Annotated in this window: 30 protein-coding genes; 11 read left to right on the forward strand and 19 right to left on the reverse strand. The window is 44.2% G+C overall.

Translation table 11 applies throughout. From position 1 onward, the window contains the following. Window position 1: 1 nt before the first annotated feature. Entirely contained in the window at window positions 2–2,440 is a 2,439-nt protein-coding gene (locus R7Q11_RS03970; RefSeq protein WP_213904639.1) for a formate C-acetyltransferase/glycerol dehydratase family glycyl radical enzyme, read from the forward strand. An 84-nt stretch (window positions 2,441–2,524) separates the two neighbouring features. Here the strand turns inward: R7Q11_RS03970 and R7Q11_RS03975 are convergent, their stop codons facing one another. Continuing rightward, on the reverse strand, window positions 2,525–3,070 hold the full coding sequence (locus R7Q11_RS03975) for a TetR/AcrR family transcriptional regulator (protein WP_225466211.1): 546 nt from the start codon (window positions 3,068–3,070) through the stop codon (window positions 2,525–2,527). A 97-nt stretch (window positions 3,071–3,167) separates the two neighbouring features. Here R7Q11_RS03975 and R7Q11_RS03980 point away from each other — a divergent pair, with 97 nt between their 5' ends. From R7Q11_RS03980 to R7Q11_RS03995, 4 genes are all read left to right on the forward strand, one after another. Continuing rightward, window positions 3,168–3,641 (forward strand): HPP family protein, encoded by a 474-nt coding sequence (locus R7Q11_RS03980; protein ID WP_005374998.1) that lies wholly within the window; start codon window positions 3,168–3,170, stop codon window positions 3,639–3,641. A gap of 138 nt (window positions 3,642–3,779) precedes the next feature. Next, window positions 3,780–3,995 carry a TIGR02450 family Trp-rich protein gene (locus R7Q11_RS03985; protein WP_005374999.1) on the forward strand — a complete coding sequence of 72 codons (216 nt, stop codon included), beginning with the start codon at window positions 3,780–3,782 and terminating at the stop codon, window positions 3,993–3,995. Window positions 3,996–4,107: 112 nt separating this feature from the next. Next, a complete protein-coding gene (locus R7Q11_RS03990; RefSeq protein WP_054865779.1) occupies window positions 4,108–4,485 on the forward strand; it encodes a PH domain-containing protein in 378 nt (125 codons plus the stop codon). Window positions 4,486–4,495: 10 nt separating this feature from the next. Continuing rightward, the gene (locus tag R7Q11_RS03995; protein ID WP_065275490.1) at window positions 4,496–4,714 is read left to right on the forward strand and encodes a DUF6500 family protein; all 219 of its coding nucleotides are present in this window, start codon (window positions 4,496–4,498) and stop codon (window positions 4,712–4,714) included. On the opposite strand, the gene R7Q11_RS04000 is transcribed toward R7Q11_RS03995, so the two are convergent. The 9 genes from R7Q11_RS04000 to fliD form a co-directional block, all read right to left on the reverse strand. Beyond that, window positions 4,711–4,998, reverse strand: a complete 288-nt coding sequence (locus R7Q11_RS04000; RefSeq protein WP_005375002.1) for a hypothetical protein — start codon at window positions 4,996–4,998, stop codon at window positions 4,711–4,713. The two genes, R7Q11_RS03995 and R7Q11_RS04000, sit on opposite strands and share 4 nt — an antisense overlap. Window positions 4,999–5,075: 77 nt before the next feature. Beyond that, a complete protein-coding gene (locus tag R7Q11_RS04005; protein WP_115386813.1) occupies window positions 5,076–6,071 on the reverse strand; it encodes a flagellar motor protein MotB in 996 nt (331 codons plus the stop codon). Further along, on the reverse strand, window positions 6,071–6,928 hold the full coding sequence (motA, locus tag R7Q11_RS04010) for a flagellar motor stator protein MotA (RefSeq protein ID WP_005375006.1): 858 nt from the start codon (window positions 6,926–6,928) through the stop codon (window positions 6,071–6,073). The genes R7Q11_RS04005 and motA overlap by 1 nt, the downstream gene beginning before the upstream one ends. Window positions 6,929–6,938: 10 nt before the next feature. Further along, entirely contained in the window at window positions 6,939–7,667 is a 729-nt protein-coding gene (locus R7Q11_RS04015) for a FliA/WhiG family RNA polymerase sigma factor (RefSeq protein ID WP_005375008.1), read from the reverse strand. A 12-nt stretch (window positions 7,668–7,679) separates the two neighbouring features. Next, complete coding sequence (gene fliL / locus R7Q11_RS04020) at window positions 7,680–8,180, reverse strand: flagellar basal body-associated protein FliL (protein WP_005375011.1); 501 nt, start codon at window positions 8,178–8,180, stop codon at window positions 7,680–7,682. Window positions 8,181–8,202: 22 nt separating this feature from the next. Beyond that, window positions 8,203–9,276, reverse strand: coding sequence for a flagellar hook-length control protein FliK (locus R7Q11_RS04025; protein ID WP_054579362.1), 1,074 nt, complete (start codon window positions 9,274–9,276; stop codon window positions 8,203–8,205). Then, complete coding sequence (locus R7Q11_RS04030) at window positions 9,273–9,593, reverse strand: hypothetical protein (RefSeq protein ID WP_005375013.1); 321 nt, start codon at window positions 9,591–9,593, stop codon at window positions 9,273–9,275. Before R7Q11_RS04030 ends, R7Q11_RS04025 begins: the two co-directional genes overlap by 4 nt. Further along, window positions 9,577–9,963, reverse strand: coding sequence for a flagellar export chaperone FliS (fliS, locus tag R7Q11_RS04035; protein WP_005375014.1), 387 nt, complete (start codon window positions 9,961–9,963; stop codon window positions 9,577–9,579). Before fliS ends, R7Q11_RS04030 begins: the two co-directional genes overlap by 17 nt. A gap of 32 nt (window positions 9,964–9,995) precedes the next feature. Then, complete coding sequence (gene fliD / locus R7Q11_RS04040) at window positions 9,996–11,342, reverse strand: flagellar filament capping protein FliD (protein WP_225466212.1); 1,347 nt, start codon at window positions 11,340–11,342, stop codon at window positions 9,996–9,998. 415 nt (window positions 11,343–11,757) lie between these two features. Here fliD and R7Q11_RS04045 point away from each other — a divergent pair, with 415 nt between their 5' ends. Then, a complete protein-coding gene (locus R7Q11_RS04045) occupies window positions 11,758–12,045 on the forward strand; it encodes a hypothetical protein (protein ID WP_005375016.1) in 288 nt (95 codons plus the stop codon). A gap of 70 nt (window positions 12,046–12,115) precedes the next feature. On the opposite strand, the gene lafA is transcribed toward R7Q11_RS04045, so the two are convergent. The 9 genes from lafA to R7Q11_RS04090 form a co-directional block, all read right to left on the reverse strand. Then, entirely contained in the window at window positions 12,116–12,967 is an 852-nt protein-coding gene (gene lafA / locus R7Q11_RS04050) for a lateral flagellin LafA (RefSeq protein WP_005375019.1), read from the reverse strand. A gap of 301 nt (window positions 12,968–13,268) precedes the next feature. Beyond that, window positions 13,269–14,039, reverse strand: coding sequence for an EAL domain-containing protein (locus R7Q11_RS04055; protein WP_017633491.1), 771 nt, complete (start codon window positions 14,037–14,039; stop codon window positions 13,269–13,271). Between the two features lie 19 nt (window positions 14,040–14,058). Further along, on the reverse strand, window positions 14,059–16,149 hold the full coding sequence (gene flhA / locus R7Q11_RS04060) for a flagellar biosynthesis protein FlhA (RefSeq protein ID WP_005375024.1): 2,091 nt from the start codon (window positions 16,147–16,149) through the stop codon (window positions 14,059–14,061). Between the two features lie 31 nt (window positions 16,150–16,180). After that, the gene (gene flhB, locus R7Q11_RS04065; protein ID WP_005375025.1) at window positions 16,181–17,308 is read right to left on the reverse strand and encodes a flagellar biosynthesis protein FlhB; all 1,128 of its coding nucleotides are present in this window, start codon (window positions 17,306–17,308) and stop codon (window positions 16,181–16,183) included. Further along, window positions 17,305–18,081 carry a flagellar biosynthetic protein FliR gene (gene fliR / locus R7Q11_RS04070; protein WP_005375027.1) on the reverse strand — a complete coding sequence of 259 codons (777 nt, stop codon included), beginning with the start codon at window positions 18,079–18,081 and terminating at the stop codon, window positions 17,305–17,307. The genes flhB and fliR overlap by 4 nt, the downstream gene beginning before the upstream one ends. Continuing rightward, entirely contained in the window at window positions 18,081–18,350 is a 270-nt protein-coding gene (gene fliQ, locus R7Q11_RS04075; protein ID WP_005375036.1) for a flagellar biosynthesis protein FliQ, read from the reverse strand. Before fliQ ends, fliR begins: the two co-directional genes overlap by 1 nt. 12 nt (window positions 18,351–18,362) lie before the next feature. Next, window positions 18,363–19,121 (reverse strand): flagellar type III secretion system pore protein FliP, encoded by a 759-nt coding sequence (fliP, locus tag R7Q11_RS04080; protein WP_005375037.1) that lies wholly within the window; start codon window positions 19,119–19,121, stop codon window positions 18,363–18,365. A gap of 18 nt (window positions 19,122–19,139) precedes the next feature. After that, a complete protein-coding gene (fliN, locus tag R7Q11_RS04085; protein ID WP_005375038.1) occupies window positions 19,140–19,511 on the reverse strand; it encodes a flagellar motor switch protein FliN in 372 nt (123 codons plus the stop codon). Then, window positions 19,508–20,326 (reverse strand): FliM/FliN family flagellar motor switch protein, encoded by an 819-nt coding sequence (locus R7Q11_RS04090; protein ID WP_005375039.1) that lies wholly within the window; start codon window positions 20,324–20,326, stop codon window positions 19,508–19,510. Before R7Q11_RS04090 ends, fliN begins: the two co-directional genes overlap by 4 nt. A gap of 379 nt (window positions 20,327–20,705) precedes the next feature. Here R7Q11_RS04090 and R7Q11_RS04095 point away from each other — a divergent pair, with 379 nt between their 5' ends. The 5 genes from R7Q11_RS04095 to R7Q11_RS04115 are packed head-to-tail and all read left to right on the forward strand — an operon-like array spanning window position 20,706 to window position 26,165. Next, window positions 20,706–21,725 carry an OmpA family protein gene (locus R7Q11_RS04095; RefSeq protein ID WP_033906697.1) on the forward strand — a complete coding sequence of 340 codons (1,020 nt, stop codon included), beginning with the start codon at window positions 20,706–20,708 and terminating at the stop codon, window positions 21,723–21,725. Continuing rightward, window positions 21,725–23,056, forward strand: coding sequence for a sigma-54 interaction domain-containing protein (locus R7Q11_RS04100; RefSeq protein ID WP_017820535.1), 1,332 nt, complete (start codon window positions 21,725–21,727; stop codon window positions 23,054–23,056). Before R7Q11_RS04095 ends, R7Q11_RS04100 begins: the two co-directional genes overlap by 1 nt. A gap of 15 nt (window positions 23,057–23,071) precedes the next feature. Then, window positions 23,072–23,428, forward strand: coding sequence for a flagellar hook-basal body complex protein FliE (gene fliE, locus R7Q11_RS04105; protein WP_005375045.1), 357 nt, complete (start codon window positions 23,072–23,074; stop codon window positions 23,426–23,428). Window positions 23,429–23,431: 3 nt separating this feature from the next. Continuing rightward, entirely contained in the window at window positions 23,432–25,183 is a 1,752-nt protein-coding gene (fliF, locus tag R7Q11_RS04110) for a flagellar basal-body MS-ring/collar protein FliF (protein WP_005384024.1), read from the forward strand. Then, window positions 25,152–26,165 (forward strand): flagellar motor switch protein FliG, encoded by a 1,014-nt coding sequence (locus R7Q11_RS04115; protein ID WP_005375048.1) that lies wholly within the window; start codon window positions 25,152–25,154, stop codon window positions 26,163–26,165. Before fliF ends, R7Q11_RS04115 begins: the two co-directional genes overlap by 32 nt. Window position 26,166: the final 1 nt, after the last annotated feature.

The raw sequence follows: 26,166 nt of genomic DNA on the forward strand, positions 1-26,166 counted from the left end.
TATGGACCTGAATTACCTTCCTGAGCGTATCAAAGCGCACAAATCGGCACTGGTAAACATCGTAACGCCACCTGTCTGTACCGAGCGTGCAGAGGCATACACTCGTGCTTATCAAGCAAACGAAGACAAACCTGTGATTGTCCAACGTGCGCTAGCACTGCAAGAACACTTAAGCACTCGTACGATTTGGATTAAACACGATGAGTTAATCGTCGGTAACCAAGCGAGCAAAGTGCGCGCTGCGCCTATTTTCCCAGAATACACAGTGCGTTGGATTGAAGCGGAAATTGATGAGCTAGCCGACCGCCCTGGTGCAGGCTTTGCGGTCACTGAAGAAGATAAGCAAAGCATTCACAGCATCACACCGTACTGGCGCGGTAAAACCGTTCAAGACCGTTGTTATGGCTTGTTCACTGATGAGCAGCAAGAAATCTTAGCCAGCACCATTATTAAAGCTGAAGGCAACATGACTTCGGGTGACGCGCACCTTGCGGTGGATAACGAGAAAATATTGAAGCTAGGCATGAACGGCTTGTTAGAGGATGTTCGTCAGCACCGTGCTAACAATGATGTTTCGACCTTTGAAGGCTTGAAGAAAGAGCAGTTCTACAAATCGGTCGAAATTGTACTGCTTGCCATTCAAGACCACATGGTGAGCTACGCTGAATTAGCAGCAAAAATGGCGCTAGAAGAGACGCGCCCGCTGCGCAAAGCTGAATTAGAAAGCATTGCGGCAAACTGTCGTCATGTCGCGAGCCACGCACCAGAAAACTTCTGGCAAGCACTGCAGTTGAGCTATTTCGTTCAGTTGATGCTACAAATCGAATCGAATGGTCACTCGGTTTCTTTCGGTCGTATGGACCAATTCCTCAACGAATTTTATGTTCGTGATATCGAAAATGGCACGATTGAGAAAGACTTTGCATTAGAGCTTTTACAAAGCTGTTGGTTGAAGCTGCTTGAAGTAAACAAGATTCGCTCTGGTGCTCACTCGAAAGCATCGGCAGGTTCTCCGCTGTATCAAAACGTGTGTATCGGCGGTCAGAAGTTGAATGAAAAGGGTGAGCCTGAAGACGCAGTGAATCCTCTTTCTTGGGCGATTCTGGAATCTTGTGGTCAGTTGCGTTCGACGCAACCTAACTTGAGTGTGCGTTACCACGAAGGTTTGAACCAAGAGTTCTTAATGGGTTGTATCGAAGTGATTAAATGCGGCTTCGGTATGCCAGCGTTCAACAACGATGAGATTGTTATTCCTGAATTCATCAAGCTTGGCGTAGAGAAAGAAGACGCTTACAACTACGCATCTATCGGCTGTATCGAGACGGCGGTTCCGGGCAAATGGGGTTACCGTTGTACGGGTATGAGCTTCATTAACTTCGCTCGTATCTTGCTTGCTTCATTGAACGAAGGTGTGGATGCAACAACGGGTAAAGCTTTCTTGCCGCACGATAAGTCATTAGCAAAAGGCAACTTTGAGAACTTTGAGCAAGTGACAGCTTCTTGGGCAGAGCAAATCCGCTACTACACCCGTAAATCGATTGAGATTGATACGGTAGTGGACAGCGTGCTTGAACAGCAGGCACAAGACATCTTCTGTTCAACGCTGGTGGATGACTGTTTGGCTCGCGGTAAAACCGTGAAAGAGGGTGGTGCGAAATACGATTGGGTATCTGGCTTACAAGTCGGTATCGCAAACTTAGGTAATAGCCTAGCAGCTATCAAGCACCTTGTTTTCGATGATGCGCAAATCACTCAGCCCCTTATCTCACAACAACAGCTAGCAAAAGCATTGGCAGAAGATTTCGACGGCATGGAGAACGAACAGCTTCGCCAACGTCTTATCAACTTTGCACCAAAATACGGTAACGATGATGATGCGGTAGATCAACTACTGGCAGACGCGTACCAAGTGTACATTGATGAGCTAGAGCAGTTCGTTAATACGCGTCATGGGCGTGGTCCAATTGGCGGAGGTTACTACGCAGGTACATCAAGTATCTCGGCAAACGTCCCATTTGGCGCTTCAACTATGGCAACGCCAGACGGTCGTAAAGCGAAAACACCACTGGCAGAAGGTGCAAGCCCATCCTCTGGCTCTGACCGTTTAGGTCCAACAGCTGTGTACAACTCGGTCGGTAAGATCCAAGCGAATAAGATCCTTGGTGGCGTGCTGCTTAACCAGAAGTTAAGCCCAGCAGCGGTTGAGTCTGAAGGGGATAAGCTCAAGCTCTCTATGTTGATTCGCACCTTCTTCAACCACCACAAAGGTTGGCACGTGCAGTACAACATCGTCTCTCGTGAGACCTTGCTAGCTGCGAAGAAGAACCCTGAACAATATCGTGATCTTGTTGTGCGAGTTGCAGGCTACTCAGCCTTCTTCACCGCGCTATCACCAGATGCTCAAGACGATATCATTGCTCGTACCGAGCACGAGCTGTAAGTACAATCACTAACTAAAACGAAAGGCACCGATTGGTGCCTTTCGTTTGAATACTTAATCCGCAAATGACTATACCTGAACGCATTAAAGCTTGTGCAAAATGGTCACGCATTTCTTCGTGATGTTGTCGTACTCTTTCGTCATGTAAGCGGTAGTGATCGCGCCCTCTTTCATGATGCAAATGGCATCGAGTAATGCAGCGTTGTCTGATTTGAGATAGTGTTGAATTAGCTCTCTGACTTGCTGCTTATGGTAGCGGCAATACGTTGCGATCTCGCCACTGTCGTCACTGAATTCCGCGGACGTATTGATGAAAAAGCAGCCGCGAAACTCGCCCAATTTTTCTTCAGAGCCATGAAACCAGCCGTTGAGTGCAGTAAATAACTGATCGATCACCTCCGCGCACGTTTGTGCTGAAGAAAGCTTTTCCTCCAACCATTCCATAAATATTTCGTGGCGTTGTTCTAATGCGGAGATGATAAGTGCTTCTTTGCTCTCAAAATGGTTATATAGCGTGCGTTTAGCCACGCCGGAAACATTGAGGACTTCATTGATGCCAATAGAGTTGATGCCTTGTTTATAAAACAGTGACAAAGCTGTGTCGATCAATAACTGTTTCTTTTTGTTCATAACTATGTCCTCAAAAAGTTCCATAAACACATATTGACAAAGGTAGACAGATTTGTCTATTTTATTTGTAGACAATTCGGTCTACTTTGAGGTGTTTATGAATAATTTAATTTTATCGTTGGTTGCCGGGCTTGGCGCTACGTTGGCTATTGGTGTGTTGTCTTACGCCGAGGTATCTCTTACTGAGGTAGTACTTCTCATGGCGCCATTTGGTGCTACGGCGGTGTTGGTGTTTGGGGTGCCTAGCAGCCCTCTCGCTCAACCAAAAAACGTGATCATTGGTCACTTCATCACGGCATCTATCGGTATTGCGTTTAGCCAGTATGTTGACGTCACGCCGGTCACGCTCGCGATTGCGACGGGGCTAGGTGTGTCTGCGATGCTGATTACGAAGACCACTCATCCACCTGCGGGGGCAAATCCAATTTTGATCATGGCGTCTGGGCAGGGATGGAGTTTTCTCTTCACGCCTGTCCTGATTGGCGCGGTAGTGATTGTTCTGGTCGGTAAAGGGCTACAGTTGCTCCAAAGTCAGTACTTAAACCCTCGATTGAATGGTCAGAAGACCTAGTCGGGTTGTAGTTAGGGCCGCGAAAGGGAGTGATCTCTTTTGCGGTTTTATCTTTTGTCGGTTTGCAAAAACAAAATCTGATTCTCTCTTGGTATTCAGTCGTATACATCAACATGGTAGTTAAATTGGTACAATGCGATGAACAGAATCCATCCTAAGAAACTATTGCACAGTAAATGGACGGCAATTTCACCTAAAAACAAAGAGAAGCATTTTGTCGTGACGGAAATGGAACTAGATGAAGATGGTAACGTTGTGAGATGTGTCATCGAGGCAGTCATGAGTAAACGCGACCGAGAGATGAACTGGCAAGACCTAAAAGACTCTGAGCAATGGATGCAAGGGTGGAAGTGAGTGACGCTTCGTTGTTGGGCGAATCAAGCAGAAACGTGCGTTGCGAGTAGGCAAAAGTGGTGCTATCTGATACGTTGATAATTCGTTCTAACGCCCACTCAAAGGATTAATTATGATTGATTTCGACAATTCCTCTGTATTTAAGCTTAAGCCGATTGACGTTTCTAATGCCAGAGAAGACTTCCTTAAGTTCTTGATTGATGGTGAGACTATTTTCGCTGTTTTTAAAACAGTTCGTGACCAAGTGGTGTTTACGAACAAGCGAGTGATAGCGGCAAATGTGCAAGGGATTACCGGCTCAAAAGTGGATTACACTTCTTTGCCTTACAGTAAGATCAATGCATTTTCTATCGAGACCTCTGGTACTTTTGATTTGGATTGTGAAATCGAGTTCTTCATGAGTGAGGTGGGAAGAGTGCGTTTTGAAATTAAAGGCTCGTTTGATTTGATTTCTTTCAACCGTATGGTTAGTGAGTATGTACTAAGTTAAGGGATTAGAAATGAGAGCTTCGCTGAGAGACAAAATTATAGAGATCTGTGACAAAAAGATCGCGAGTAAAGGTGAATTGGTTGGTCTCTCTTTTTATGCGTTTTTCGCTAATAAAAATGATGACCCAGAGCTGTTGATGGAAGCGGCTACGTGGTGGATTCAGACTCATCAGCTCGACCACTTCGAAAAAGCAGTAAAAATAAAATCAATGGTCGAGTCGGGTAGCTAAATTAAAAAAAAGAAGTAAAGAAAGCAGACAAATGCTAATAACGTTGCGGACAAAACAGGGTAGATAATGTAAGAGTCCTGCTTGTTGGTTCGTTGAAAACATAGCGAAACAAGTAAGACGTTATAAACAACAAGTAACAAGCTGATCATGGTTCCGCTGTTTAGTGTCATACTTGATAGCTGAGTTAAGAAAAACGCCAATAAAAGGTAATCGAAGACAATGAGCCATAAAAAGGCTTTCTTTAGTAAGTCGCTTTTTCTTTTTTCGGATGATGTTATGTGCATATAGAACTCAACTAAAAAGTCACAGTAACAGAGGCTTTGGTTAGAGAGGTCACCATCAGAGTGGTGACCTTTTAAGATTATAATTCTTGAATTTTTACTTCGCTGGTGGCGGTATCGCCGGAGTAATTGATGACTTCTTGACGAATGACTGGTTGGTTGAATTCAGCCTTCTCTTTCGCTTTTTGCAGTTCGCTTTCTTGGTGGTTGCCAAAAAGGGTCTCAAGCACTTTAGCGGCAGGAGTCGTTAAAACAAACAGCTCAATACGACGGTTTTCGCTAGAATCTGGCTCATCAGGATTAAGCAGCGCTCTATCTGACATACCCGTTACCTGCATTACTCTATCATCCGGCATACCGCCTTCTACTAACGTATTTCTTGCAACGTCTGCTCGAGAGGCTGATAACGCCCAGTTAGATTGACGACCAAAACGCTTTTTAAATGGAATTGCATCTGTGTGTCCGCTGATGATCAGAGGGTTGTTAACACGATGAAATACAGGTGCTAGTGCGAGCAGTAAATCTTCAAAAAAAGGAGTAAGTTCTGCACCACCACGGCTGAACATATGCTGTTTGTAATCATCTTGAAGGACGATACGCAAACCTTGTGGTGTCACCGTGACGTTTACATTTCCCTGCGCATTAATTTGGGCAGTCATTTGCTCAATTACTTTCGCTAGTGCGGCAAGTTGCTCTTGAGTATCGAAGTTACCAGGAATCAAAGAATCAATTTCTGGTCCATCCCCATCACCTTTGAAGTAAGAGCTTACCACATGGTTGGAGTTGTGTTTACTTGGCACAGAAGAGTCCTGTGCCAAGTCGATAGGAGAAATACTTTGTGACGTATCAAATGGGTTGCCGTAACTCTTGTCGAATACGCTTGAACTATGCAAGTGGGCAACAATCGCTTTACGCTCTTCTTTGTCTACCACCTGCATAACCCAAAGTACAAGAAACAGCGCCATTAGGGCGATCATGAAGTCAGCAAACGCGACTTTCCACGCGCCGCCATGAGACGACTCATCATGGCTGTATACTTTGGCACGTTTGAACACTACATGCTCTTGTTTTTGCATTATCCCTCCTGTTCAGCTAACCACTTCTCCATTTGGTTGAATGTTGGTTTGATGTCTAGCTGAATATGTTTACGACCAGCGTCAATGGCGAGCAATGTCGGCTTTTTCGCTACGTAGGCAACCAAGGTTGCACGAACGCATTCAAAAGCAGTCATATTACGTTTTACTCGCTGAGCCATGGCGTTACTTAGTGGATCTAAGCCACAGTAACAACCGAAAATACCAATGAATGTACCAACGAGAGCTGCCGCAACGTGATACCCAATCATAGCGATTGAGCCATCAATAGCTTGCATGGTGATAATGATGCCACCAACTGCTGCAAGAATACCGAAGCCAGGTAGTGCTTCTGCTGTACGCTGTAGTGAGCGTGAAGGTAAAAGCATTTCGTTCTGTATTGCTTCGATTTCTTGCTCTAGCAGTCCCTCTAATTCATGAGGCGACATCTGTCCCATTGCCATTAAACGTAAATTGTCAGTAATGAAAGAAATTAGGCGATGATCTTCTGCGATCGTCGGGTAAGCGAGGAACATAGAGCTTTGCTCCGGAGCCTCAATATGAGAATCCAGAAACTTGTATCCGCGGTTTCTCGCTGTCTCTAGCAAGTTGTTGAGTAGTGCCATTAATTCCATGTAGTACTCATGCTCTTCTGTTGGACCTTTAATGGTCGCTGGCACTTGGCGACGCATTTCTTTCAGTACATGAGGCGGATTACCGATGATCAGAGAACCAGCAGCGGCGCCAATAATGATAAGGAATTCGGCTGGCTGCCAGATAGCACCTAAGCTACCACCGGCCCACATATATCCACCGAAGACGCACACCAGGATAGTGAGCACTCCAAAAAACTTTTGCATCTTGTGACTCCTAAGAGGACATTAATTGGTTGAGTTGTTTCAGCGCTTGTTTGTGAAGCTGACATATACGAGGTGGTGTCAGATCCAATACCAGAGCTATTTCGTGTAAGTTGAGTTCATGTTGATAGAACAGAGTCAGGAGCAGTTGATCGCGCTTAGGTAACTTACCCAAAGCACTGTCTAAACTACGACGAATATGTTCATGTTCCATGCCATCGTATTGCCCGCCAATGTAGCTATCACCGCTGCTCTCCATCAGTTGGTCAAGGCTTTGCATCTCGCCTGCGAGAGCGGCATTTTGGCGGTTGTAATAATCTTGCTCATTCGTCCCTAAAGCCTGGATGATTTCGGCATCCGTTGGCATTCGACCTAACGTTCGAGTGAGATCTCGAGTCACGTCGTTGAGCTCGTGGGCTTGTTGACGAGTCTTACGTGAACGCCAATCTAGTCGGCGTAATTCGTCTAAAATAGCTCCCCGAACTCGACAAACGGCGAAAGCAGGAAAGTGAGGATCGTCAACATCGCCATATCGGCGTCCAGCCTCGACTAGAGCGATAAGGCCTATCTGCTGCATATCTTCAATACTACAGTGAGAAGTGGCATGAACGCGCAGCTGGTTAACTACGCGTTTTACCATGACCTGATGACGTTGTAGCAATGCGTTTTCATCAATTGGTCGTGACGGTGTTGTCACTTCCTCTTCTGTGGTGTAAGTGTCTTGTACATTCATGTCTAACATGGTTGTGCTCCGTTATTGCACAACATATTTAGTCAACAAAACATCGTCGATTTCTCGGACGATGTCTGTTTTAGCAAAAGCGAGTAGAAGCGTTTGCTTCACTTCGTCTTGCAGAATATCGATGGCACCCGCTTGCTGTAACTGATCAAACGTTTTGTCGCTAAACAGTTTTAATAGAGAGTTTTGTACCATAGGCATGTATTCATCGATCTCTTTGATACGCTCTGGACGGCGTGTCTCAATTGCCAGTTCTAGCATCACAAAGTGAGTCTGTTTCTTGCCTTTAACGGTCAAAACGACTTTGTCCAAAGGATGGAAGCTAGGACCTTTACTTGTCGGTTGTTCTGTGACCAAAAAAGACAGTGGAGAGTCTTCGATCAGTGAACCAGAGTCAGGTGACTCTTGAGCGTGTTTGTTTAAGTACCAGATTCCGCCCATAATTGTGACGGCCGAAACGAGGGCACTGGTGATGATCATGGCGATAAACAGGGCGATCATTTGTTGTTTGGTCATAACCTTTTTCCTCGAAGATTCACTAAGCTTGAGTGCTTAGCCAGTGTTCTGAATAGTTAGTTGTTGTCGTGGTTTGGAATGCACCAGATTCTCGTGCGGCGAAAATATTGGCGTCTTCTTCGTTTGCATGTGGGTCATTTCGACCTTGGTTTTGATCAGAGCCAACATTGACATCGACATGAACGAAGTTTTGCTCTTGTAACTCAGTACGCAATCGTTCCGAAACTTGCATTAAAGCTTCTCGTGTTGCTGCGGCATTGGCGTTGATGTGGACACTCAATCGGTCACCTTCAACACGTACAAGTAAATCCAATTTCCCTAAGTCTGGTGGGTCTAGGCGGATTTTTGCTTCTTGTACATTTTGTTGAGCTTGGAGCGTCACGCGATCATGTAATACTTGCATCATTTGCTCCCCCCACTTTCCGGCAGTGGTATCAACACGCACCGCTGCCCACTCAGAGCCTTGAGCTTGAACATGACTCGTCGCAACCGGTGAATGTGCAGGTTGTGTTGTAGGAGCTTGTGCTTGAAGTAGAGAGGCGGTTGGTTGCCCTTGAACAGGTTGATTCAAAAGAGTTTGAAACTCAGCACCGGAGATAGGCAAACGCGAACTCGATGAAGTCGGCAGACTTTGCTTCACATCTTGTTTTGATGATGTGTTTAACATGGCGTTAGACGAATCTTGAGTAACAGACTTAACTTCGCTCGCAGCCATTAAAGATGACGCTTTTCCTAGTTTCTCAGCCTGCTTCTCTGCCATGGTAATCATACCCTGGGTTAAAGCTTGAGCTTGCGCTGCAAGATCAGTCGATTCTGTTAACCCTGGTGTACTGGTCAAGTTGGCATCCGGATCTGAAGCTGAGCGGTCATCAGTATCAAAACCATGACTTTGTACTTTGTTTGCGCTGTTCAAAGTAGAGGCCGTAAGGTGAAAACTCGGTACCTCTGACGCAGAGTTAAAGTCTTGCTCACCATTCTGCTTGTTCCCTGATTTAAAACCATGAGAAAAGCCGTGTACCGAGCTCGCTTGCTTGATGTGACCCTCATTGTTAGCTGGCGAATTAACTGAGTGCTGAGTTGAAGAAGGTATGATCATTGAGTTAGCTCCATGGTCATTGCTAATTGATAGGCCATAGCGCGTTCTTGATGGTCATTGACCATGTTCATCTCTTTTTTCAACTCGTTGGTCGACTTCTCTAATACTGCGAAGGCATTAGCGTGCACTGTTTTCGCTCGCTGGATTTCAGGTGCAAGCTTAGGATCTTTCAAAAAAGGCTTGTGACTGATCAAAAGCTCTCGCAACTGCAAGTCGTACCGCTTGAGCGCATGCCAATCGGCCGTTTTTGCGGCGAACTGGATGAGCTGAGATAAATGACGGAATCGCTCTGGCGATACTTTATGCTTGTTGTCCAAAATTCATCCAACCTTCACGAATGTTACCCATTACACGCTCAACGTTAACCAAGCGATTTGCATCGTTTTGCACGCTAGCGTAATAAAGTTCGACTTGGCAGAAGTCATATAGCTGGCGTAGGTTTTCCGCAATTTCACCGCCGTTTTCATCATCTAAAGCACTTGTTAGTCCAATCAAGATGTTCATGCATTTGTTGATTCCATTCCCTTTCTCGGCCAAACGATTTGCGGCTAGGTGGCCGCGAATACGTTCAACTTCATCGAGTAGGCCATCGATTAACATGATGACCAATTGGTGTGGATTTGCTGCTGCCGCTTGAGCGTCGAGATCGACTTGTTGGTACGAATCGTAACCAGAATCCATAAGCATGAATATTTCTCCTAAATTTGGAACCAAATGTCTTATTTTTGAGCTTTAAACATGGACATGGTTTGGTTCATTTGGGTCATAATTGAATTCATTTGAGTGAATTGTTTGAGGTAGCGGTTGTACGACATTTCGTACTTACGCTCTAAATTGGTTTGTTTATCTTTGATTCGGTCTAAGCTTGACTGTATTGCGTCTTTACGCGTGCTGAAGGTACCTGATGAGAACTTCAAGAAAGGCTCTACCATTGCGTCAAGAGAATCTAGCAAAGCGTCATCCCCATTAAACAACGCCTCTAAGCCTGCGCTGTTTGTTTGTTGAGCTTCTTTGAACTTTTCTTGATCAACTTTCATTTTACCGTTGCGGTCTAGGCTCACGCCGATTTCGCTTAGGCGCATACCATTGTGTTCACCTCGGATTAACCCCGTTAACTGACTCTCAATAGAACGCAATGTCGAGTCGCTAGCGAGCACGCCGCGTTTCTGATCTTCACCGCCAATTTGGGTGTACTGATCGATAGTCGAAACAAGGGCATTGTAGGTTTCCACAAACTTATCTAGTTGTTCTTTAGTGCCTTCGCTATCAGCTCCAATTTTTAAACCGATTGGCGAATCTCCCGCGGCTTGCGGTTTAGATACGGTAATGTCAACACCGTCGATGACACCTTCAAAAGTATTACTTGCGTTGGTTAGTTTCAGGCCTGAGTCTTTTGCACCTAGCCACATAACCGCATCTTGTGGAGCGTTAATTTGCTTGAGGTTGGTGAAGGCGTCTTCAAACCACGTTTGGCCAGTACCCGTTGCAGATACGTTGATCTTATTCTCGACACCAGTCTCAGTGCTCGATAGCATAAAGTGTGTTTGACCATTCGAGCGAACTAGAGTGGCGTTAACGCCAGGGTTATCCGTGTGATTGTTAATCGCGCTTGCTAAATCACTGATCGTTGCAGTGCCGTCACCATTAACATCAACGGAGGACAAGTCTAGAGTCATTGTTTCACCGTTGATGGTGAATTCTAAAGATCCAGTTGTTGGTACTTCTGTCGTTGCCTCAAGGTCTGCCGGCATTCCTGTAGATACTTGATGCGCCGTTGCCACTTTTTCTACAAAAATCTGATAGTTACCCGTTAGCGCTTTAGCATCCGCGTTTGCAGTAAAGTTACCTTCTTGAGAGAGTGTCGCACTGTTTTTGATGATGCTGTTTGTGCTGTTATTCATCTCTTTCATTGCAGTACGAAAATCACGTAGTGCGCTTTCAACTTTATTAAAAGCTGACAGTTGTGACTGGTACACATTAGCTTGCGCTTGGTAACGGTTTTTGAATGGGTTTGTGTCCAATTGTGCGAATTGGGTTGCCATTTTTACTGGGTCTAAAGAACTCATGAGGTGTGCTCCTCTCATCTCTTATTGGCTTGAATACTTTGAATGCTACGCCTTAGTTTAATTATCAGTGGCAAGATACGTGCCGTATATTAAATTCAACTAAAACAAAGGTTTAAAGCTATTTTGTTTTCTTGGGAGGAAGTGGTGTTTCCACCTTGTTTGTTCCGCCTTCCTCCATGGAAAAAGTAATTTCCTTATAAGAAAAGGCGACCTAAACAAAGAAAATATTTAATTGTATTGACGGTTCTAATTAGGAGAGATGTTTTAATTAGACGTTATATTCAGCCTTTACTTCAGCTTGATTCAGATAATTCTTACAGAGTACATTAATTACGTTCTGATATTATTTTTGATAGTGTGACGTGCAAGTGTTCTCACTAAAAATTAAATTTTTACGTTTCAAAGAATGTCAGTTATGAATGAATTTGCGTTACGATTGATGAAATGTGCTCGTGCATATGAAGAGTTCATTAACAAAAAACTATTAAGTAAACAGAGCATCAATTCTGATGAGATAGCTAGTATCTTAAAGGAAGCTAAGTTCAATTTTCCTGAACTTAGAGATAGTAAAATAGGAAGCAAATTAGAGACGATAGAATTAGAACTGTTTAATAAGGTTTTATTTAATATTATGTTGAAATTCGGATTCAGAGTACCTGAATCTCACAAAGATAATACGAGCTCTATTTATATTCGTAGATAAAAATAAAGCCTTCCATAGGAAGGCTTTATAATTAAGACGATTTAAATTAAGCGCACTATTAACTAAGTAATTAGCGTAGTAGTGACATTGCCATGCTTGGAAGCTGGTTAGTTTGAGACAGAACAGTTGTACCTGCTTGCATCAACATTTGGTTCTTAGTCATGTTTGAAGACTCTACTGCAAAGTCTGTATCCATGATACGACCTTTAGATGCTGTAACGTTTTCTACCATGTTACCAAGGTTAGCCATAGTGTGCTCAAGACGGTTGATGTTCGCACCGAAGTCTGCACGAGAGCTACCAATTTTTTCTACTAGACCGTCAGCGCCGCTGATTTTGTCTAGTGCTGCTTTTGCTTTAGTCGCGTCATCGATACCATCTGTAATTGCTGCATCAGCAAGAATAGTAGTGATTTCACCGATACCTGCGCTTGCACTTACAGTCAATGTTTCAGCAGAAGATGCACCGATTTGGAATGTTACGTCACCTGCACCGAAGCCGCCGCCTTTAAGAAGGTTTTGACCACCGAACTTAGTGTTGTCTACGATGTTGTTTAGTTCTGCAGTAAGCTGTGTGAACTCTTTGTTAAGAGACGCACGGTCTGTTGCACTGTTTGAACCGTTCAACGATTGTGTAGCAAGGTCGTTCATACGGTAAACGATGTTTGTCATTTCATCCATCGCACCTTCAGCAGTTTGCATCATAGAGATGCCGTCTTGTGCGTTACGCATTGCTACTGACATGCCGCGTGTTTGCGCTTCTAGACGGTTAGCAATTTGAAGACCAGCAGCGTCATCAGCAGCTGAGTTCACACGGTAGCCTGTGCTTAGACGTTCCATTGCTGTGTTTAGAAGTCCGCTTGTTGTGTTCATTGTGTTTTGAGTTACAAGCGAAGCGTAGTTAGTGTGCATTGATAAAGCCATCTTAGTCTCCTTAGTTAGTCACTATATCTTTCAGGCCTCGGGATATTCCCTTGTCACTAACTAGAGGCGGTCGGTCGGCTTTAATGATTAATTTGAAAATTAAAAAATTTCTAAAAAAGATAAAAATTGATGATTTTTAGTGATTTGTATTCCATGAAAACCGGGAAAATCATCATATAAGCCTAAATTTTTTAGTTAAGTTAAAGAAACTATTGCCCAATGATCTTGTGGTTATCCGTTATAAATAAAAAAACAGCACGAATAAATCGTGCTGTTTTAAATATAAATGGTTGAGTTTCAACTATTCCTCATCAAAAGACTGAAAGGAGAGAGAGGTTGGGATATCGCTGAAATAACCAAAATAATAACTGGCACCCAATAAACGATAGCGGTTAAGTTCCGTTTGACTCGCTACACGTCCGGCAACCCAAGTATATTTATGCTTTCTTAAGAACTTAGCAATAGGTAGGAAAGCGTGTCTTTCTTCTTTATCCTCTAGTGTGACTGACAATTTGATCATATCGGGACTAAAGTCTGCGACGCGCTCGAAGTTCACTTGCGATGTCGCGACTTCAAACCAAAGTGAATATGCATTCTCTTTTAACTTTTTGGTGAGTGTGGCGACTTTATCACTATCACATAACGTTTCATCAGCTTGAAGAGAAGGAATCACATGTTGAAAAGCAGAAGAGTGGAATTGAATCGTCTGTTCGAGAAAATAAACCCCAGGCTCCCAAAGTAATGCATCCACGCGAATCGGCACGACAACATTACTAATCAAGTCGTGATGAAAGGCTTCTAACTGAAATTGTGTTTGTCTTAGTGCAAGGTAAAGACTGAACAAATCCAGGCAGTACTGCATTTGTTCAGAGAGTTTGAATTGATAGACACTTTGTTCTCCACGCATACCAAATCTCAACGTCAGGTGTTGGAATTCTACTTCCCCTGATTGAGCTTCCCTAATTGCTTGGCATGCGTGTTGGACATCATTGTGTTTTAAAGCATCAAAGACTAATTGATCGTCATCCGTGACGATGTGTTGTACTGCGAGACCAACCAAATGTTCGTACATCGCATGTGTTGAAATAAGATTAACCAAGGTTTCCTACCACATTGATTTGTTTGTTTTCTGGGATTTCGTTGTAAGACAATACTGCCAGCCCTTGTGTAAATGTGCGAGCGTAACGCGCTAGAAGAGGGCGCAGCTGTGGCATAACGAGAAGGATCGGAGGTAGCCCCTGTTGTTTAAGCTGTTGTCTAATCAATGGCAAGTTTTGTTGGAACTGACCAAGAATGTTTGGCTCAATTGGGAAGCTATCTAGTGTTACCGTACCAGAAGATTGTGCTTGTTGCAGTGAAGTTAGTAGCATTTGTTCTAGCTCATCAGACAGTGCGTAGACATTTAACTCGTTCTTTTGTCCTGCAATTAAGTTAACAAGCGTACGCTTTAGTGCACAGCGCACATCAGATGCAAGTAGGATCGGGTCCTTTGTATTTTCCGCGGATTCCAACATTGTGTTGGCAATCGTGCGAATATCTTTTAGTGGCACTTGGTCCAATAAAAGCTGACGATATACTTTCAGCTGCTGCGCTGGATTAAGTGCTGCTGCTAATGCTTCTGCTAGTTTCGGGGCTTGTTGTGTCAAACGCTGGGTTATTGCTTCCACATCGTCGTGCGTAAACAATTCTGCAAGGTTTGTCTTCATGATTTTACTAATATGAGTGGCAATAACAGTGCCATCATCGACAACTTGGTAACCCATATTAAGTGCTTTTGCTTTATCTTGATGCTCAATCCATACAGCTGGCAACTGATAAGCAGGATCGCTACCCAAAATGCCATCTACCTCACCGTAAGTTTCGCCAACCGCTATCGCCATTAAACGCTCTGGTTCAATAAAGCCTTGCTCAATGACTTCGCCATTTAGAGAAATTGTGTATTGGTTTGGCTTGAGGCTCAGGTTGTCACGAATACGAACTTCAGGTAATAAAAAGCCAACTTGTTCAGAAAGGTTTCGACGCACACCGCGGATACGTTGTGATAAAGGAGCCCCTTGTTCTTTGTTGACTAGATGGACGAGTCGGTAACCAAGCGCAAGTGATAATGTTTGGACGTGAGGAATATCATCCCATGTCAGCGGTGTATCATCGTCTTGCATTGCTTGTGAAAGTGCTTCGACCTCTTCAATCTGGGAGTCTTGCACTGGCTTCTTGGTTTGACGCCACCCTGCGAACGCTAATGCGCCAGCAAACGCAAAAAAGGCTAGGTGTGGCATACCCGGTACCATACCGATTACCGCCATAATACCTGCGACAGTAAATAGCGTTGCAGGAGTTGCCAGTAATTGCTTTTGCATGGTTTCCGACATGCCATTATCGCTATCATTAATTCGCGTAACGATAATCGCGGCAGCCGTTGCCAATAGTAGTGAAGGAATTTGAGCAACTAGACCATCACCGATTGTGAGTAGGGCATAAGTTTTAAAGGCGTCAGACGCAGCGAGTCCATGCTCGAAGACACCAATACTAATACCACCAATGATATTGATAAACAGAATCAACAAACCTGCGATGGCATCGCCACGCACAAACTTTGATGCACCATCCATCGAACCATGAAAATCGGCTTCGTTGGCGACTTCTTTACGGCGTAAGCGAGCCGTTTCCTGATCGATAAGGCCAGCGTTTAAGTCGGCATCAATTGCCATTTGTTTGCCTGGTAAAGCATCCAACGTAAAGCGGGCTGAAACCTCAGAAATACGTTCACCACCTTTGGTGATTACGACGAAGTTGATGATCATCAAGATGACAAACACCACCATACCAACGACGTAGTTACCGCCAATGACGACTTCACCGAATGCTTGAATGACCTTACCCGCTGCGTCACCACCATTATGTCCTTCTAGGAGTACAATTCGCGTAGAAGCCACGTTCAATGTGAGACGTAATAATGTTGCGACCAGCAAAATAGTTGGAAAAACAGAGAAATCTAATGGTCGCTTTGCGGTTGTGCTGACCAGCAATACTAGGATTGCTAAGACGATATTAAAGGTAAACAGCGCATCCAGTAGCAGAGGAGGCAAAGGAAGAATCACCATTGCTAATATCATTAGCAAGACGATTGGAATGCCAACGTAGCCTTTGGTTGATGTTTGAAGTTGTTTTAACCGGTTAAGCATACTTTCGTGTCCTTGGATAAACGCGGGTTAATCAGTGCTGCAAATGTTTTGGAATCGAAAAATGAGGTAAAGGAATTGGCTCTTTTCCCTCACCTTTACGAAAGGCTTTCAATTGCAAAACGTAAGTAAGAATATGTGCCACTGCGATGTACAGTTGGCTTGGGATTGCTTGTTCAATCGCCGTCGTGTGATAAATCGAACGGGTAAGTGGCGGGGAGTTAATGATTTCCACTTTGTTTTCTCGGGCGATACGTTGAATGTGCATAGCAGTTTCGTCTACGCCTTTTGCGACGACAAAGGGCGCGTCAGAAAGCGAAGGCTCGTATTTCAGTGCGACTGCGTAGTGCGTTGGGTTTGTGATGATCACGTCAGCCGTCGGCACCATTTTATCGATCTTACGGCGCGCAAACTGTTGCTGTATTTGACGAATACGTTGCTTTACTTCCGGACGACCTTCATTATTTTTAAATTCCTCTTTCAACTCTTGTTTCGTCATGCGGAGTTCTTTTAGGTGTTCCCAACGCTGATAAGGAATGTCGATAACCCCAAATAACAACAATGCAAAGCCCATTAAGAGTAAGCCTTCAAACAGAATTGACATTACTAGAGAAAAACCTTGGCTGAGCGGGAGATTTTGCATGCCAAGTAATGGCTGTAAGTGGTTGTCTAAGTAGCCATATAAGATGCCGAAGATGACGGCTACTTTGAACGTCGACTTTAAGAGCTCAACCACCGAACGTGTCGAAAAAATGCGCTTTATCCCGCTCAAAGGATTAATTTTGCTCAGCTTTGGCATCACGTTCGCTGGACGGAACATCCAGCCGCCTAGCACAAGGCTACTACCACAGGTCACGATAATAATGACGGTAAACAATGGTAATAGCATGTCGATGATGACCGCTAAACTTTGTCCCAATTGCTCGACAAGTTGTTTAGGATTTTCTAGGTCGGCTCGCGTCAGCATCATGTTGTAGCGAAAGATCCCCGACATGCTTTCCCAAATACTATTAAGCTGAGAGTAAAAGTAGAGCGCCACCGCTAGAAATATAACCGCAGTAGTAAACTCTTTCGCGCGAGGAATTTGTCCTTCCTGACGGGCTTTCTTTACCTTCTGCGGTGAGGCTTTTTCAGTTTTGTCTTGAGAAGATTGATCGCTCATGCTCCCCCCAACATAAAGTTACTCAAGTGTCTAATGGTGTCGTGAACGAGCGCCGTGTAGCGACCAGGAACACCAGAAACTGAGATTAATACGCTGAATAGACCCAGCAGCATCGTCATAGGAAAACCTAACGCATAGACATTAAGTGATGGTGCGGCTCGGTTCATTACACCAAAACTGATGTTGGCTAGAAGCATGGAAACAATAGCGGGTAAAGCCAAAGCTAGTGAAGAGGCAAACATCCAACCGAAAATATTGACAACACCTTGCAGAGAAAGCGATGTGATACCAGATCCGACTGGCCAAACAACAAAGCTTTGAATCACGATATCTATGACGAGTAAGTGTCCTTCTAGCGCAAGAAACAACAAGGTTGAGAAAATCAGAAATATGCGTCCCAAAATGGCGACAGAAAGCCCGTTAATAGGATCATTCATCATCGCCATACCTAAGCCCATTTGCAGAGAAATCACCTGACCAAGCATGGTGAAAACGTTAAAGAGCATGTGCAAAATTAACCCAAACATTACCCCCCAAATAGCTTGCTCAAAAGCAAGGAACAGGGAAGTCATAGAGAATAATTCGACTTGTGGCATTGGTGGCATTAACGGTCCAGTAATGACAACGATCGAGAGGGCCAGTAAAGTACGAACCCAAACAGGAATAATTGCATCACCAAAGAAAGGCATTGAAATAAATACGGCTCCCACACGAAAAAACGGCCACCAGAGTTGACCGAGTATCGCCGAGAGCTCTGCAAATGTGATGGCCATTAGCCAATCATCCCTGGTATGTTGTGGAACAAGAAATCAAACAGTTCCATGATCTTACGGAGCATCCAGTGACCTGCAAAAATCACCATTAATAAGGTAACGAGCAAACGTGGCAAAAAGCTGAGTGTTTGCTCGTTGATTTGTGTGGCAGCCTGAAATACGGCGATACACAAACCGACAATTAAGCCTGGAACAACCAATACGGCAACCATCAAAATGATCAGCCATACTGCATCGGAAAATAACGTTACGGTTAGTTCTGGGGTCATAACTGCTCCTAGTTAACCGAAGCTGGCAGATAAGGTGCCAACTGTCATTGCCCAACCATCCACGAGTACAAATACCACCAACTTAAAGGGAAGTGAGACAATTAAAGGTGATAGCATCATCATACCCATTGCCATCAGGACACTGGCGACAACCAAGTCGATGACCAAAAACGGGATGAAAAGCATAAAACCAATTTGGAAGGCGGTTTTTAGTTCACTAATGACAAATGCAGGCAAGACGACGGCAAATGAAATATCCTCAACGTTTTGGTCGAGAGGCTCATTGGCAATACGTAACATTTGTTCAAGAGAGCTTTGGTGCGTCTGTGCCAGCATGAACTCTCTCACTGGTTTCTCTGCAACAGAAAAAGCCTGTATTAGCGTGATTTCGCCGTTGTCGTATGGCTGAAACGCATTTTCATAAATATCGCTCCAGACAGGGCGCATAATCAGTAACGTCAATGCGAGAGCGATCCCGACCAACACTCTGTTAGGTGGGCTTTGTTGAAGACCAAGAGCTTGGCGCAAAATCGCAAGGACAACGACAATTCGAGTAAAGCTCGTCGCCATCAAAATAAATGCTGGAAGAAAACTGAGCGCCGTCATCAACAACAGAATTTGCAGTTTAACGCTGTATTCTTGTTGTGTGTCGCCATCAGAAACGGACAAGATAGTTAAGCCGTTGTCAGCCGCCATTGTTGGGAAAGCAAACAAAAGTGACACCAATACCAAAAGAGGTAACCAACGGTGCCAAGCGCTCAGATTTTTCATTGTGATGCCTACCTAAGATTATTGACCAACGCCACTCAATGCAGAGTCATGTACATCGATCAGACGAAGTCCATACTTATCATTGACAACGACAACTTCAGCGTGGCCCATAAGAGAACCGTTTACTTTCACGTCTAAAGGCTCGCCATTGAGCTTTTCCAACTCGATAACCGTGCCTTCACCCGCTTTCATTAAGTCCCCAAGTGGGATCTCCTTACTCGCAACTTCCAGCGTGACTGTGACAGGAATGCTTTTGAAAAAGCTAAGGTCACGTTCCGCAGTGGCTGGTTCTTGTTGGAGCGTATCTTCGGCTTCAAAGTCTTCTAATTGAAAATCATCAAAGTTCAGTTCTTCTGCGTCGAATGCATTAGTTTCTAGCGCTTCGCTCATCGCTGCGGTTCCTTATCAGGGTTAAAGATCAAAACAAGTTGGCCGTCTTGCTCGGCAATACGACCTGTAAATAGAGATTGGTTGCCAATGCTTACTGGAACCGTGTTAAGAAGCTCAATAGGTAAAATATCGTTGGGTTGTAAGCCAACCACATCACTTAAAGGCATCTTCTTTTTACTTAGAACAACGTTCAGTCGAACGGGGGTCGTCTCTAAAGAACGACAGAAAGGTTGAAACAAATCGGTATCAGGCTGCAGTTCAAGCTGCTCGATTAGCGTTTGAATAAGATGACCATCTAGCTTGAGATGAATTGAGCCTTGATGATCGTCAAACGCAATGTTTAATTGAACGTTAATGCCAATACCTCTAGGGGTCTCATACTCACCCGTGTCCCACATTTCACCAGGAGCAAGCCAACCGATGATGATTCGACTGATGCGCTCTTGTAAACGTAAGTCACTGGCCGTCAGAGTAGCGGCTGAACGCTCTGCACTTGCACCATAAAATCTATCAGCCAACTTTATTAGCGTGTGAGGGTTACCATGGATGAATACCATGCCGCCTTCCTGATGTTGATAGGTCGACGTTTGCTCTTTGTCCATCTCAACCGATGTAAAGCGGTGCAAGTCTACTGAGGTTAAGCTAGCTTCCACTTTTCCTGTGCTGAGCCAATTTTGTAATTCAGTCGTAAGGTTTGAGCAAGATTCTGAAATTAAATTATCGAGCTTCTCACGAATGATATGAATAGGTTTGCCTAATAATTCTACATCAAGTAGTTGACTATCAGAAATAGGCTCGCTAACTCTATTTTCCATTTATATTTTACCGTGCGTTAACAATCGAAAGTGTTTTAACTTAATGGCGTGTAGTCTACACAGAAATTTTAATGATCTTTTAGCTCCAAACTCTAAGATTGTGACTTTAGTTCACATGTTGCTTTGTTCATATAGTCATAATCTTTTAATGAAATTTAAAAAGAGTTAGTTTTCTTTATAAATCGATTAATAAATAAAATAACAATGTTGAGCGTTTTAGTTGTTATAGATTTTTTAAATTGCCTTTATGGCGTAACAACAACTTCAAATAAATAAATTATAAGATACTGTTTTTTATGCTTAAAGCTTCCGTTGGAGGCTAAGCGTGCTCTCTTGAGCGTTTTGTAACCAATTTTAATATTCAGAATAGGTAATTAAAATGATTAGCTATGCCAGTTCTCTCGGCTTGGTGGCATATTTAATTAAACGGTTTAAGTCATGGGAATGTAAGATATACATGAATCATGTCCGTTTGATAATTTGTAACACAATTATTGTTATCAGTTTTATTTTTTCAAAAGTGTCATATTCAGAAGAAGTCTTAACAATCCCTATGGACCTCTCTAAATGGACATATGAGGGAAATAAATTCAAATGCAACTTGTTGCAATCAAATAAAGACTATGGGAAGTTTTATTTCCTAGCGGAACCTAATAATAAATTCTATTTTATTTCCGATATAGAATATGAAAACAATAAATGGAAAACGATTGCTTTAACAACTCAAAATGCTCCTTGGGGTGATGAGCTTTATAGAAAAGAATTTGGTTCCCTTGAATTTACTAAGCCGTCTCAGCGTTTCATCTTTAATAAAGGCGCTGAAGAATTCATGGATTCAATTGCTTCGGGTAGTTGGGTGACGCTGTCACTTAAAGGAAGTAATGCTTCCTCTGTTTCAGAGATTGTGATTCCTACTCTTCAAATTCAAAACGCATTGAAATCATTTAATGCGTGTCGCGCGCGATTGCCTAAATTGTCTTTTTCAGAGGCAAGGGATATGGCGCTCTCATTTGAGTTTGGTCAGAAGACGTTAAGTCGTGGACAGAAAGCAACACTAGAAGCGCTGTATAGCTATGTATCTGTGGATGATCGAGTGACCAAAATCCTCATCGACGGTCACACCGATAACGTTGGTTCAAGTTTAACGAACCTTTCTGTGTCACGTACTCGAGCAGAGCAAGTCACCAACGCTTTGATTGAGCTTGGGGTCGACGAGTCGATGATCGAAACACGAGCTCATGGTTCGCGTTACCCAATTGCCAGCAATAACTCGGTTAATGGCCAAGCAAAAAACCGACGTGTCACCCTGCGTTTAGTGAGGGACAACGAGTATACGGCTACGAAACACTACCCAGATCTACAATCACAAAATCAACAAACGAAAGTTAAGGTTCAATGATGACGAAAACGAAAATTTTGTTGGTTGAGCCAAATGAAGCTCTTGCTCAACCAGTATTGGATGTGTTGCAAAATGCAGGTTACACCGCGAAACACACTCGTACTGGTCGAGGCGCTTTGCTTGAAGAGCGAGCAGAAATCACTTTAGTGAGCTCTACGCTGCCGGATATGTGTGTTCGTGAGTTTGTCGCGTGTCACCAAAAGCAGCGAAATTCGGGTGTTGTTATTGCGATTGTCGATCAAGAACAAGGCATCTTGGCTGCTGAGACGATGAAAGCGGGCGCTACTGATTATCTATTACGCCCATTTGAATCTAATCAGTTGGTTAATCTGCTTAAACGTGTTGAAGCGTTAGGTAAGCCAATGGCCAACATTGTTGCGGAGTCTTGGAGAAGCAAACAAGTTCTGCAATTGGCGCATCGTGCAGCATGTACTAACGCGAGTGTGCTTATTACAGGTGAATCGGGAACGGGTAAAGAAGTGCTGGCGCGATATGTGCATGAGCACTCTCCGCGTATCAATGGTCCATTTGTGGCGGTTAACTGCGCCGCCATTCCAGAGTCAATGTTAGAGGCTGTGCTATTCGGTCATGTAAAAGGCGCGTTCACCGGAGCGACAAATTCTCAAAGCGGTAAGTTTGAAGAAGCAAATGGCGGGACGATTCTGCTTGACGAGATTGGTGAAATGTCACCTGCGGTTCAAGCGAAATTGTTACGCGTCCTTCAAGAGCGTGAAGTAGAACGTGTTGGTAGCCATAAAGCCGTTCAGCTCGATATTCGTGTTATTGCGGCAACCAACAAAGACTTACGTGAGGAAGTTCAAAAAGGCACGTTCCGTGAAGATCTTTATTATCGATTAGATGTGCTGCCTCTGCACTGGCCGCCTTTGCGTGAAAGAAAAGAGGACATTCTACCAATTAGCCAATTCTTTATTGAAAAGTATCAAGATAGCAGCCGCTGTCACCTATCCCAAGATGCGATTAGTGCGCTGAGTCAGTATCACTGGCCGGGCAATATTCGTGAGTTGGAAAATGTCATTCAACGCGCTTTGGTCATGCGTCATGGTGATTACATTACAGCCCATGACCTGATGCTGCCTATTGAGCTTGTCGCGTCAGTTCCTACAGCAGAGCCAACTGCAAGTTTTGGTCATGTAGAAGCGAAGAAGCAAGCTGAATATCAGTTTATTTTGGAAAAGTTACGTCAGTTTGGTGGAAACCGAACGAAAACCGCAAACGCGCTTGGAGTCTCTACTCGAGCGCTACGCTACAAGCTCGCAGCAATGCGAGAACATGGTATTGATTTACAGTCGGCACTAGGCTCGGCTGCCTAATAGGAGAAAAAATAGATGGCAAGTCAACCTACTCATGCGGTCTCGGCAGAGCAACTTATGTTGTCAAAAATGCAGGCGATGCAGGCACAAGTGCAGCCGCCAGAGTTTATCGTGAGTGCAAATCCTTTAGATCAACAATCACTAAACGCACCTTTATCGTTCTCACAAGCGATGACAAATGTGTTGGATACAGTGAATCAACATCAATCAGTGGCTAGTCAAAAAATGACGGCCGTAGAAACAGGAAAAAGTGATGACCTAGTTGGTGCAATGGTCGCGAGCCAAAAAGCCAGCTTGTCCTTTAATGCTTTGATGCAAGTGCGCAACAAAGTCGTGACCTCATTTGAAGATATTATGAAGATGCCGGTGTAATTCATGTCAGAACTAACCCCCCAAGTCGCCGGAAACACAGCTATGGCTACCGGCACAGCACAGACATTTTCTACTGCCAACGGCATGGACGATGTGACAACGAAGCTGAAGCAAATCTGGTCTAGCAGTCAGAGAAACTTAGTGCTATCTGCGGTGTTAGCTGCGATTGTTGCAGCGATTATTGTGGTTGCACTATGGAGTTCCTCGCAGAGCTTTCGTCCGCTCTATAGCCAGCAAGAGCGTTTTGATATCGGCGAAATTGTGTCGGTATTAGAAAGCGAAGGCGTAAGCTACCGCATGCAAGAGCAAAATGGACAAGTTCTTGTACCAGAAGGTGAGGTTGCGAAGGTGCGCATGTTGCTTGCATCAAAAGGTGTTAAAGCTAAGCTGCCGACAGGTTTGGATTCGCTCAAGGAAGATAGCTCTCTTGGTACGAGCCAATTTATGGAAACAGCGCGTTATCGTCATGGTTTAGAAGGTGAGTTAGTACGTACTATCATGTCTTTGAACTCAGTAGCGAACGCGCGTGTTCATTTAGCAATACCTCGTCAAACTCTATTCGTCCGCCAAAACAGTGAGAATCCTTCAGCATCTGTCATGCTTGAGCTCAAACCTGGTGAAGACTTAAAGCCTGAACAAGTTGAAGCGATCATTAACCTAGTGGTCGGCAGTGTCACGGCAATGAAGCCAGAATTTGTTTCTGTCATTGACCAGTATGGCCGTCTTCTTAGTGCGGATGTCGCTTCTGCGGAAGCCGGCAAAGTAAACGCGAAATATCTTGAATACCAGAAGAGTGTTGAAAAACAGATCATCCAACGCGCAGCAGACATGCTTACGCCGATTGTGGGGCCGAGTAACTTCCGCGTACAAGTCGCTGCCGATCTGGACTTTAGCCAAGTTGAAGAAACACAAGAAATTTTGGATAACGCGCCGGTTGTGCGTAATGAGCACACCATTCATAACAACTCGGTTGATCAAATTGCGTTGGGTGTTCCAGGTTCTCTAAGTAACCAACCGCCAGTGACAGGATCTGGTGAAGTGGAAACGAACGACAGCCAAAACACGAATGCGCGATCTGAAGTGAATCGTCAATATGCTGTAGGTAGTAGTGTTCGTCGTACTCAATACCAACAAGGCCAAATAGAAAAGCTTAGTGTCTCGGTTCTGTTGAACTCCAAAGCTTCGCCAGATGGTGTTGCGTGGAGTGAAGCCGATAAAGAGCAAATCTCAAACATGATCATGGATGCTGTTGGTATCTCTGCCACACGAGGTGACAGCTTAAGTTTAATGAGTTTCAACTTCACCCCAATCGAAATTGATGCTCCTCCTGCACTGCCGTGGTGGCAAGACCCTACAGTACAGCAGCCAATACGCTACGTTATTGGTGGCTTGTTAGGCTTGGCGATGATCTTCTTCGTACTGCGTCCATTAATCATGCACCTGACTGGCGTTGATAAACCTGTGCCTGAGCTAAATTTTGCTGAGCCTCAGGAAGAACCTGACTACGAAAACTTGCAAACGCGTGAAGAACGCGAGCATGAAGAAGTACTTGATCGCCGCCTATCTGAAAAAGGCATCTCAGCCTCTTCAGGTTTAGATGTAAACAGCGACATGCTACCACCAGCAGGTTCGCCATTAGAAATTCAATTGAAACACCTACAGCTTATTGCTAATGAAGAGCCAGAGCGCGTAGCCGAAATACTGAAACAATGGGTAAACATCAATGAACACAGTTCTATCAAAGCAGACGCTTAGTTATGTTGAACAAACCGCGCTCGTGCTATTAGGCATGGGCGAGGATGCCGCAGCGAAGGTTTTGCAACACTTTAGCCGTGATGAAACCCAGCGTGTGACTCGTGCAATGGCGAAGTTAAATGGCATTAAGAGCGATTCTGCTCGTGGTGTTATTCAAACTTTCTTTGAAGATTTCCGTGAGCACAGCGGTATTCGAGGAGCCTCTAAGGAATACCTATCTAATACATTGCGCAAAGCGTTGGGTAACGATTTGGCAAAAGGGTTATTAAATACCTTATATGGCGATGAAATTCGCAACAATATGCAGCGCTTACAGTGGGTGGAAGCAGAAACTCTCGCTCGTTTCATTGTGAATGAGCACCCACAAATGCAAGCAATTTTTCTAGCGTATTTGCCAGCGGACAGCTCTTCAGCGGTATTGAAGCACTTGCCACAAGATTACCATGACGAAATATTGTTCCGTATTGCTCAATTGCAAGATATCGATCATCAAGTTGCCGTTGATTTGCATGAACTCGTTGAGCGTTGCATCGAAAAAGTATCCGCAAGTCAAAGCACGCCGTTATCAGGTGTTAAGCAAGCAGCAGATATCATTAACCGCTTTGAAGGTGACCGTGGTTCATTGATGGAAATGCTGAAGTTGCATGATGAAGATGTTGTTAATGCAATCGAAGAAAACATGTTCGACTTTATGGTTCTTGGCCGACAACGCGAAGAAACTATGGACATGTTGGTGCAGCAAATCCCGCTAGAGTTGTGGGCAGTTGCGCTAAAAGGTTCCGATATTACCTTACAACAAGCTATTAAGCGTTCAATGCCGCAACGTATGGTGAAAGCGCTAGAAGATGACATGGACGCACGCGGCGCTGTTGCGTTAAGTCGAGTTCAAAAAGCACGTCAAGACATCATGCAAATGGTACGTGAGCTGGATGAATCTGGTGAAGTTCAGCTGCTTCTCTATGAAGAGCCAACGGTGGAGTAAG

Source organism: Vibrio sp. 970, assembly GCF_033339075.1.

Excerpts from the sequence above, each read along its gene's own strand:
- R7Q11_RS03980 (WP_005374998.1), top strand. The coding sequence starts at position 3,168 with ATGAATAATTTAATTTTATCGTTGGTTGCCGGGCTTGGCGCTACGTTG.
- R7Q11_RS03995 (WP_065275490.1), top strand. The coding sequence starts at position 4,496 with ATGAGAGCTTCGCTGAGAGACAAAATTATAGAGATCTGTGACAAAAAG.
- fliD (WP_225466212.1), bottom strand. The coding sequence starts at position 11,342 with ATGAGTTCTTTAGACCCAGTAAAAATGGCAACCCAATTCGCACAATTG.
- R7Q11_RS03970 (WP_213904639.1), top strand. The coding sequence starts at position 2 with ATGGACCTGAATTACCTTCCTGAGCGTATCAAAGCGCACAAATCGGCA.
- lafA (WP_005375019.1), bottom strand. The coding sequence starts at position 12,967 with ATGGCTTTATCAATGCACACTAACTACGCTTCGCTTGTAACTCAAAAC.
- R7Q11_RS04100 (WP_017820535.1), top strand. The coding sequence starts at position 21,725 with ATGACGAAAACGAAAATTTTGTTGGTTGAGCCAAATGAAGCTCTTGCT.
- R7Q11_RS03990 (WP_054865779.1), top strand. The coding sequence starts at position 4,108 with ATGATTGATTTCGACAATTCCTCTGTATTTAAGCTTAAGCCGATTGAC.
- R7Q11_RS04095 (WP_033906697.1), top strand. The coding sequence starts at position 20,706 with ATGATTAGCTATGCCAGTTCTCTCGGCTTGGTGGCATATTTAATTAAA.
- R7Q11_RS04055 (WP_017633491.1), bottom strand. The coding sequence starts at position 14,039 with ATGTACGAACATTTGGTTGGTCTCGCAGTACAACACATCGTCACGGAT.
- R7Q11_RS04115 (WP_005375048.1), top strand. The coding sequence starts at position 25,152 with ATGAACACAGTTCTATCAAAGCAGACGCTTAGTTATGTTGAACAAACC.
- flhB (WP_005375025.1), bottom strand. The coding sequence starts at position 17,308 with ATGAGCGATCAATCTTCTCAAGACAAAACTGAAAAAGCCTCACCGCAG.
- fliS (WP_005375014.1), bottom strand. The coding sequence starts at position 9,963 with ATGCTTATGGATTCTGGTTACGATTCGTACCAACAAGTCGATCTCGAC.
- R7Q11_RS04000 (WP_005375002.1), bottom strand. The coding sequence starts at position 4,998 with ATGCACATAACATCATCCGAAAAAAGAAAAAGCGACTTACTAAAGAAA.
- R7Q11_RS04025 (WP_054579362.1), bottom strand. The coding sequence starts at position 9,276 with ATGATCATACCTTCTTCAACTCAGCACTCAGTTAATTCGCCAGCTAAC.
- fliQ (WP_005375036.1), bottom strand. The coding sequence starts at position 18,350 with ATGACCCCAGAACTAACCGTAACGTTATTTTCCGATGCAGTATGGCTG.
- fliL (WP_005375011.1), bottom strand. The coding sequence starts at position 8,180 with ATGACCAAACAACAAATGATCGCCCTGTTTATCGCCATGATCATCACC.
- R7Q11_RS04045 (WP_005375016.1), top strand. The coding sequence starts at position 11,758 with ATGAATGAATTTGCGTTACGATTGATGAAATGTGCTCGTGCATATGAA.
- fliE (WP_005375045.1), top strand. The coding sequence starts at position 23,072 with ATGGCAAGTCAACCTACTCATGCGGTCTCGGCAGAGCAACTTATGTTG.
- motA (WP_005375006.1), bottom strand. The coding sequence starts at position 6,928 with ATGCAAAAGTTTTTTGGAGTGCTCACTATCCTGGTGTGCGTCTTCGGT.
- fliF (WP_005384024.1), top strand. The coding sequence starts at position 23,432 with ATGTCAGAACTAACCCCCCAAGTCGCCGGAAACACAGCTATGGCTACC.
- fliR (WP_005375027.1), bottom strand. The coding sequence starts at position 18,081 with ATGGCCATCACATTTGCAGAGCTCTCGGCGATACTCGGTCAACTCTGG.
- flhA (WP_005375024.1), bottom strand. The coding sequence starts at position 16,149 with ATGCTTAACCGGTTAAAACAACTTCAAACATCAACCAAAGGCTACGTT.
- fliN (WP_005375038.1), bottom strand. The coding sequence starts at position 19,511 with ATGAGCGAAGCGCTAGAAACTAATGCATTCGACGCAGAAGAACTGAAC.
- R7Q11_RS04005 (WP_115386813.1), bottom strand. The coding sequence starts at position 6,071 with ATGCAAAAACAAGAGCATGTAGTGTTCAAACGTGCCAAAGTATACAGC.
- R7Q11_RS04090 (WP_005375039.1), bottom strand. The coding sequence starts at position 20,326 with ATGGAAAATAGAGTTAGCGAGCCTATTTCTGATAGTCAACTACTTGAT.
- fliP (WP_005375037.1), bottom strand. The coding sequence starts at position 19,121 with ATGAAAAATCTGAGCGCTTGGCACCGTTGGTTACCTCTTTTGGTATTG.
- R7Q11_RS03985 (WP_005374999.1), top strand. The coding sequence starts at position 3,780 with ATGAACAGAATCCATCCTAAGAAACTATTGCACAGTAAATGGACGGCA.
- R7Q11_RS03975 (WP_225466211.1), bottom strand. The coding sequence starts at position 3,070 with ATGAACAAAAAGAAACAGTTATTGATCGACACAGCTTTGTCACTGTTT.
- R7Q11_RS04015 (WP_005375008.1), bottom strand. The coding sequence starts at position 7,667 with ATGTTAGACATGAATGTACAAGACACTTACACCACAGAAGAGGAAGTG.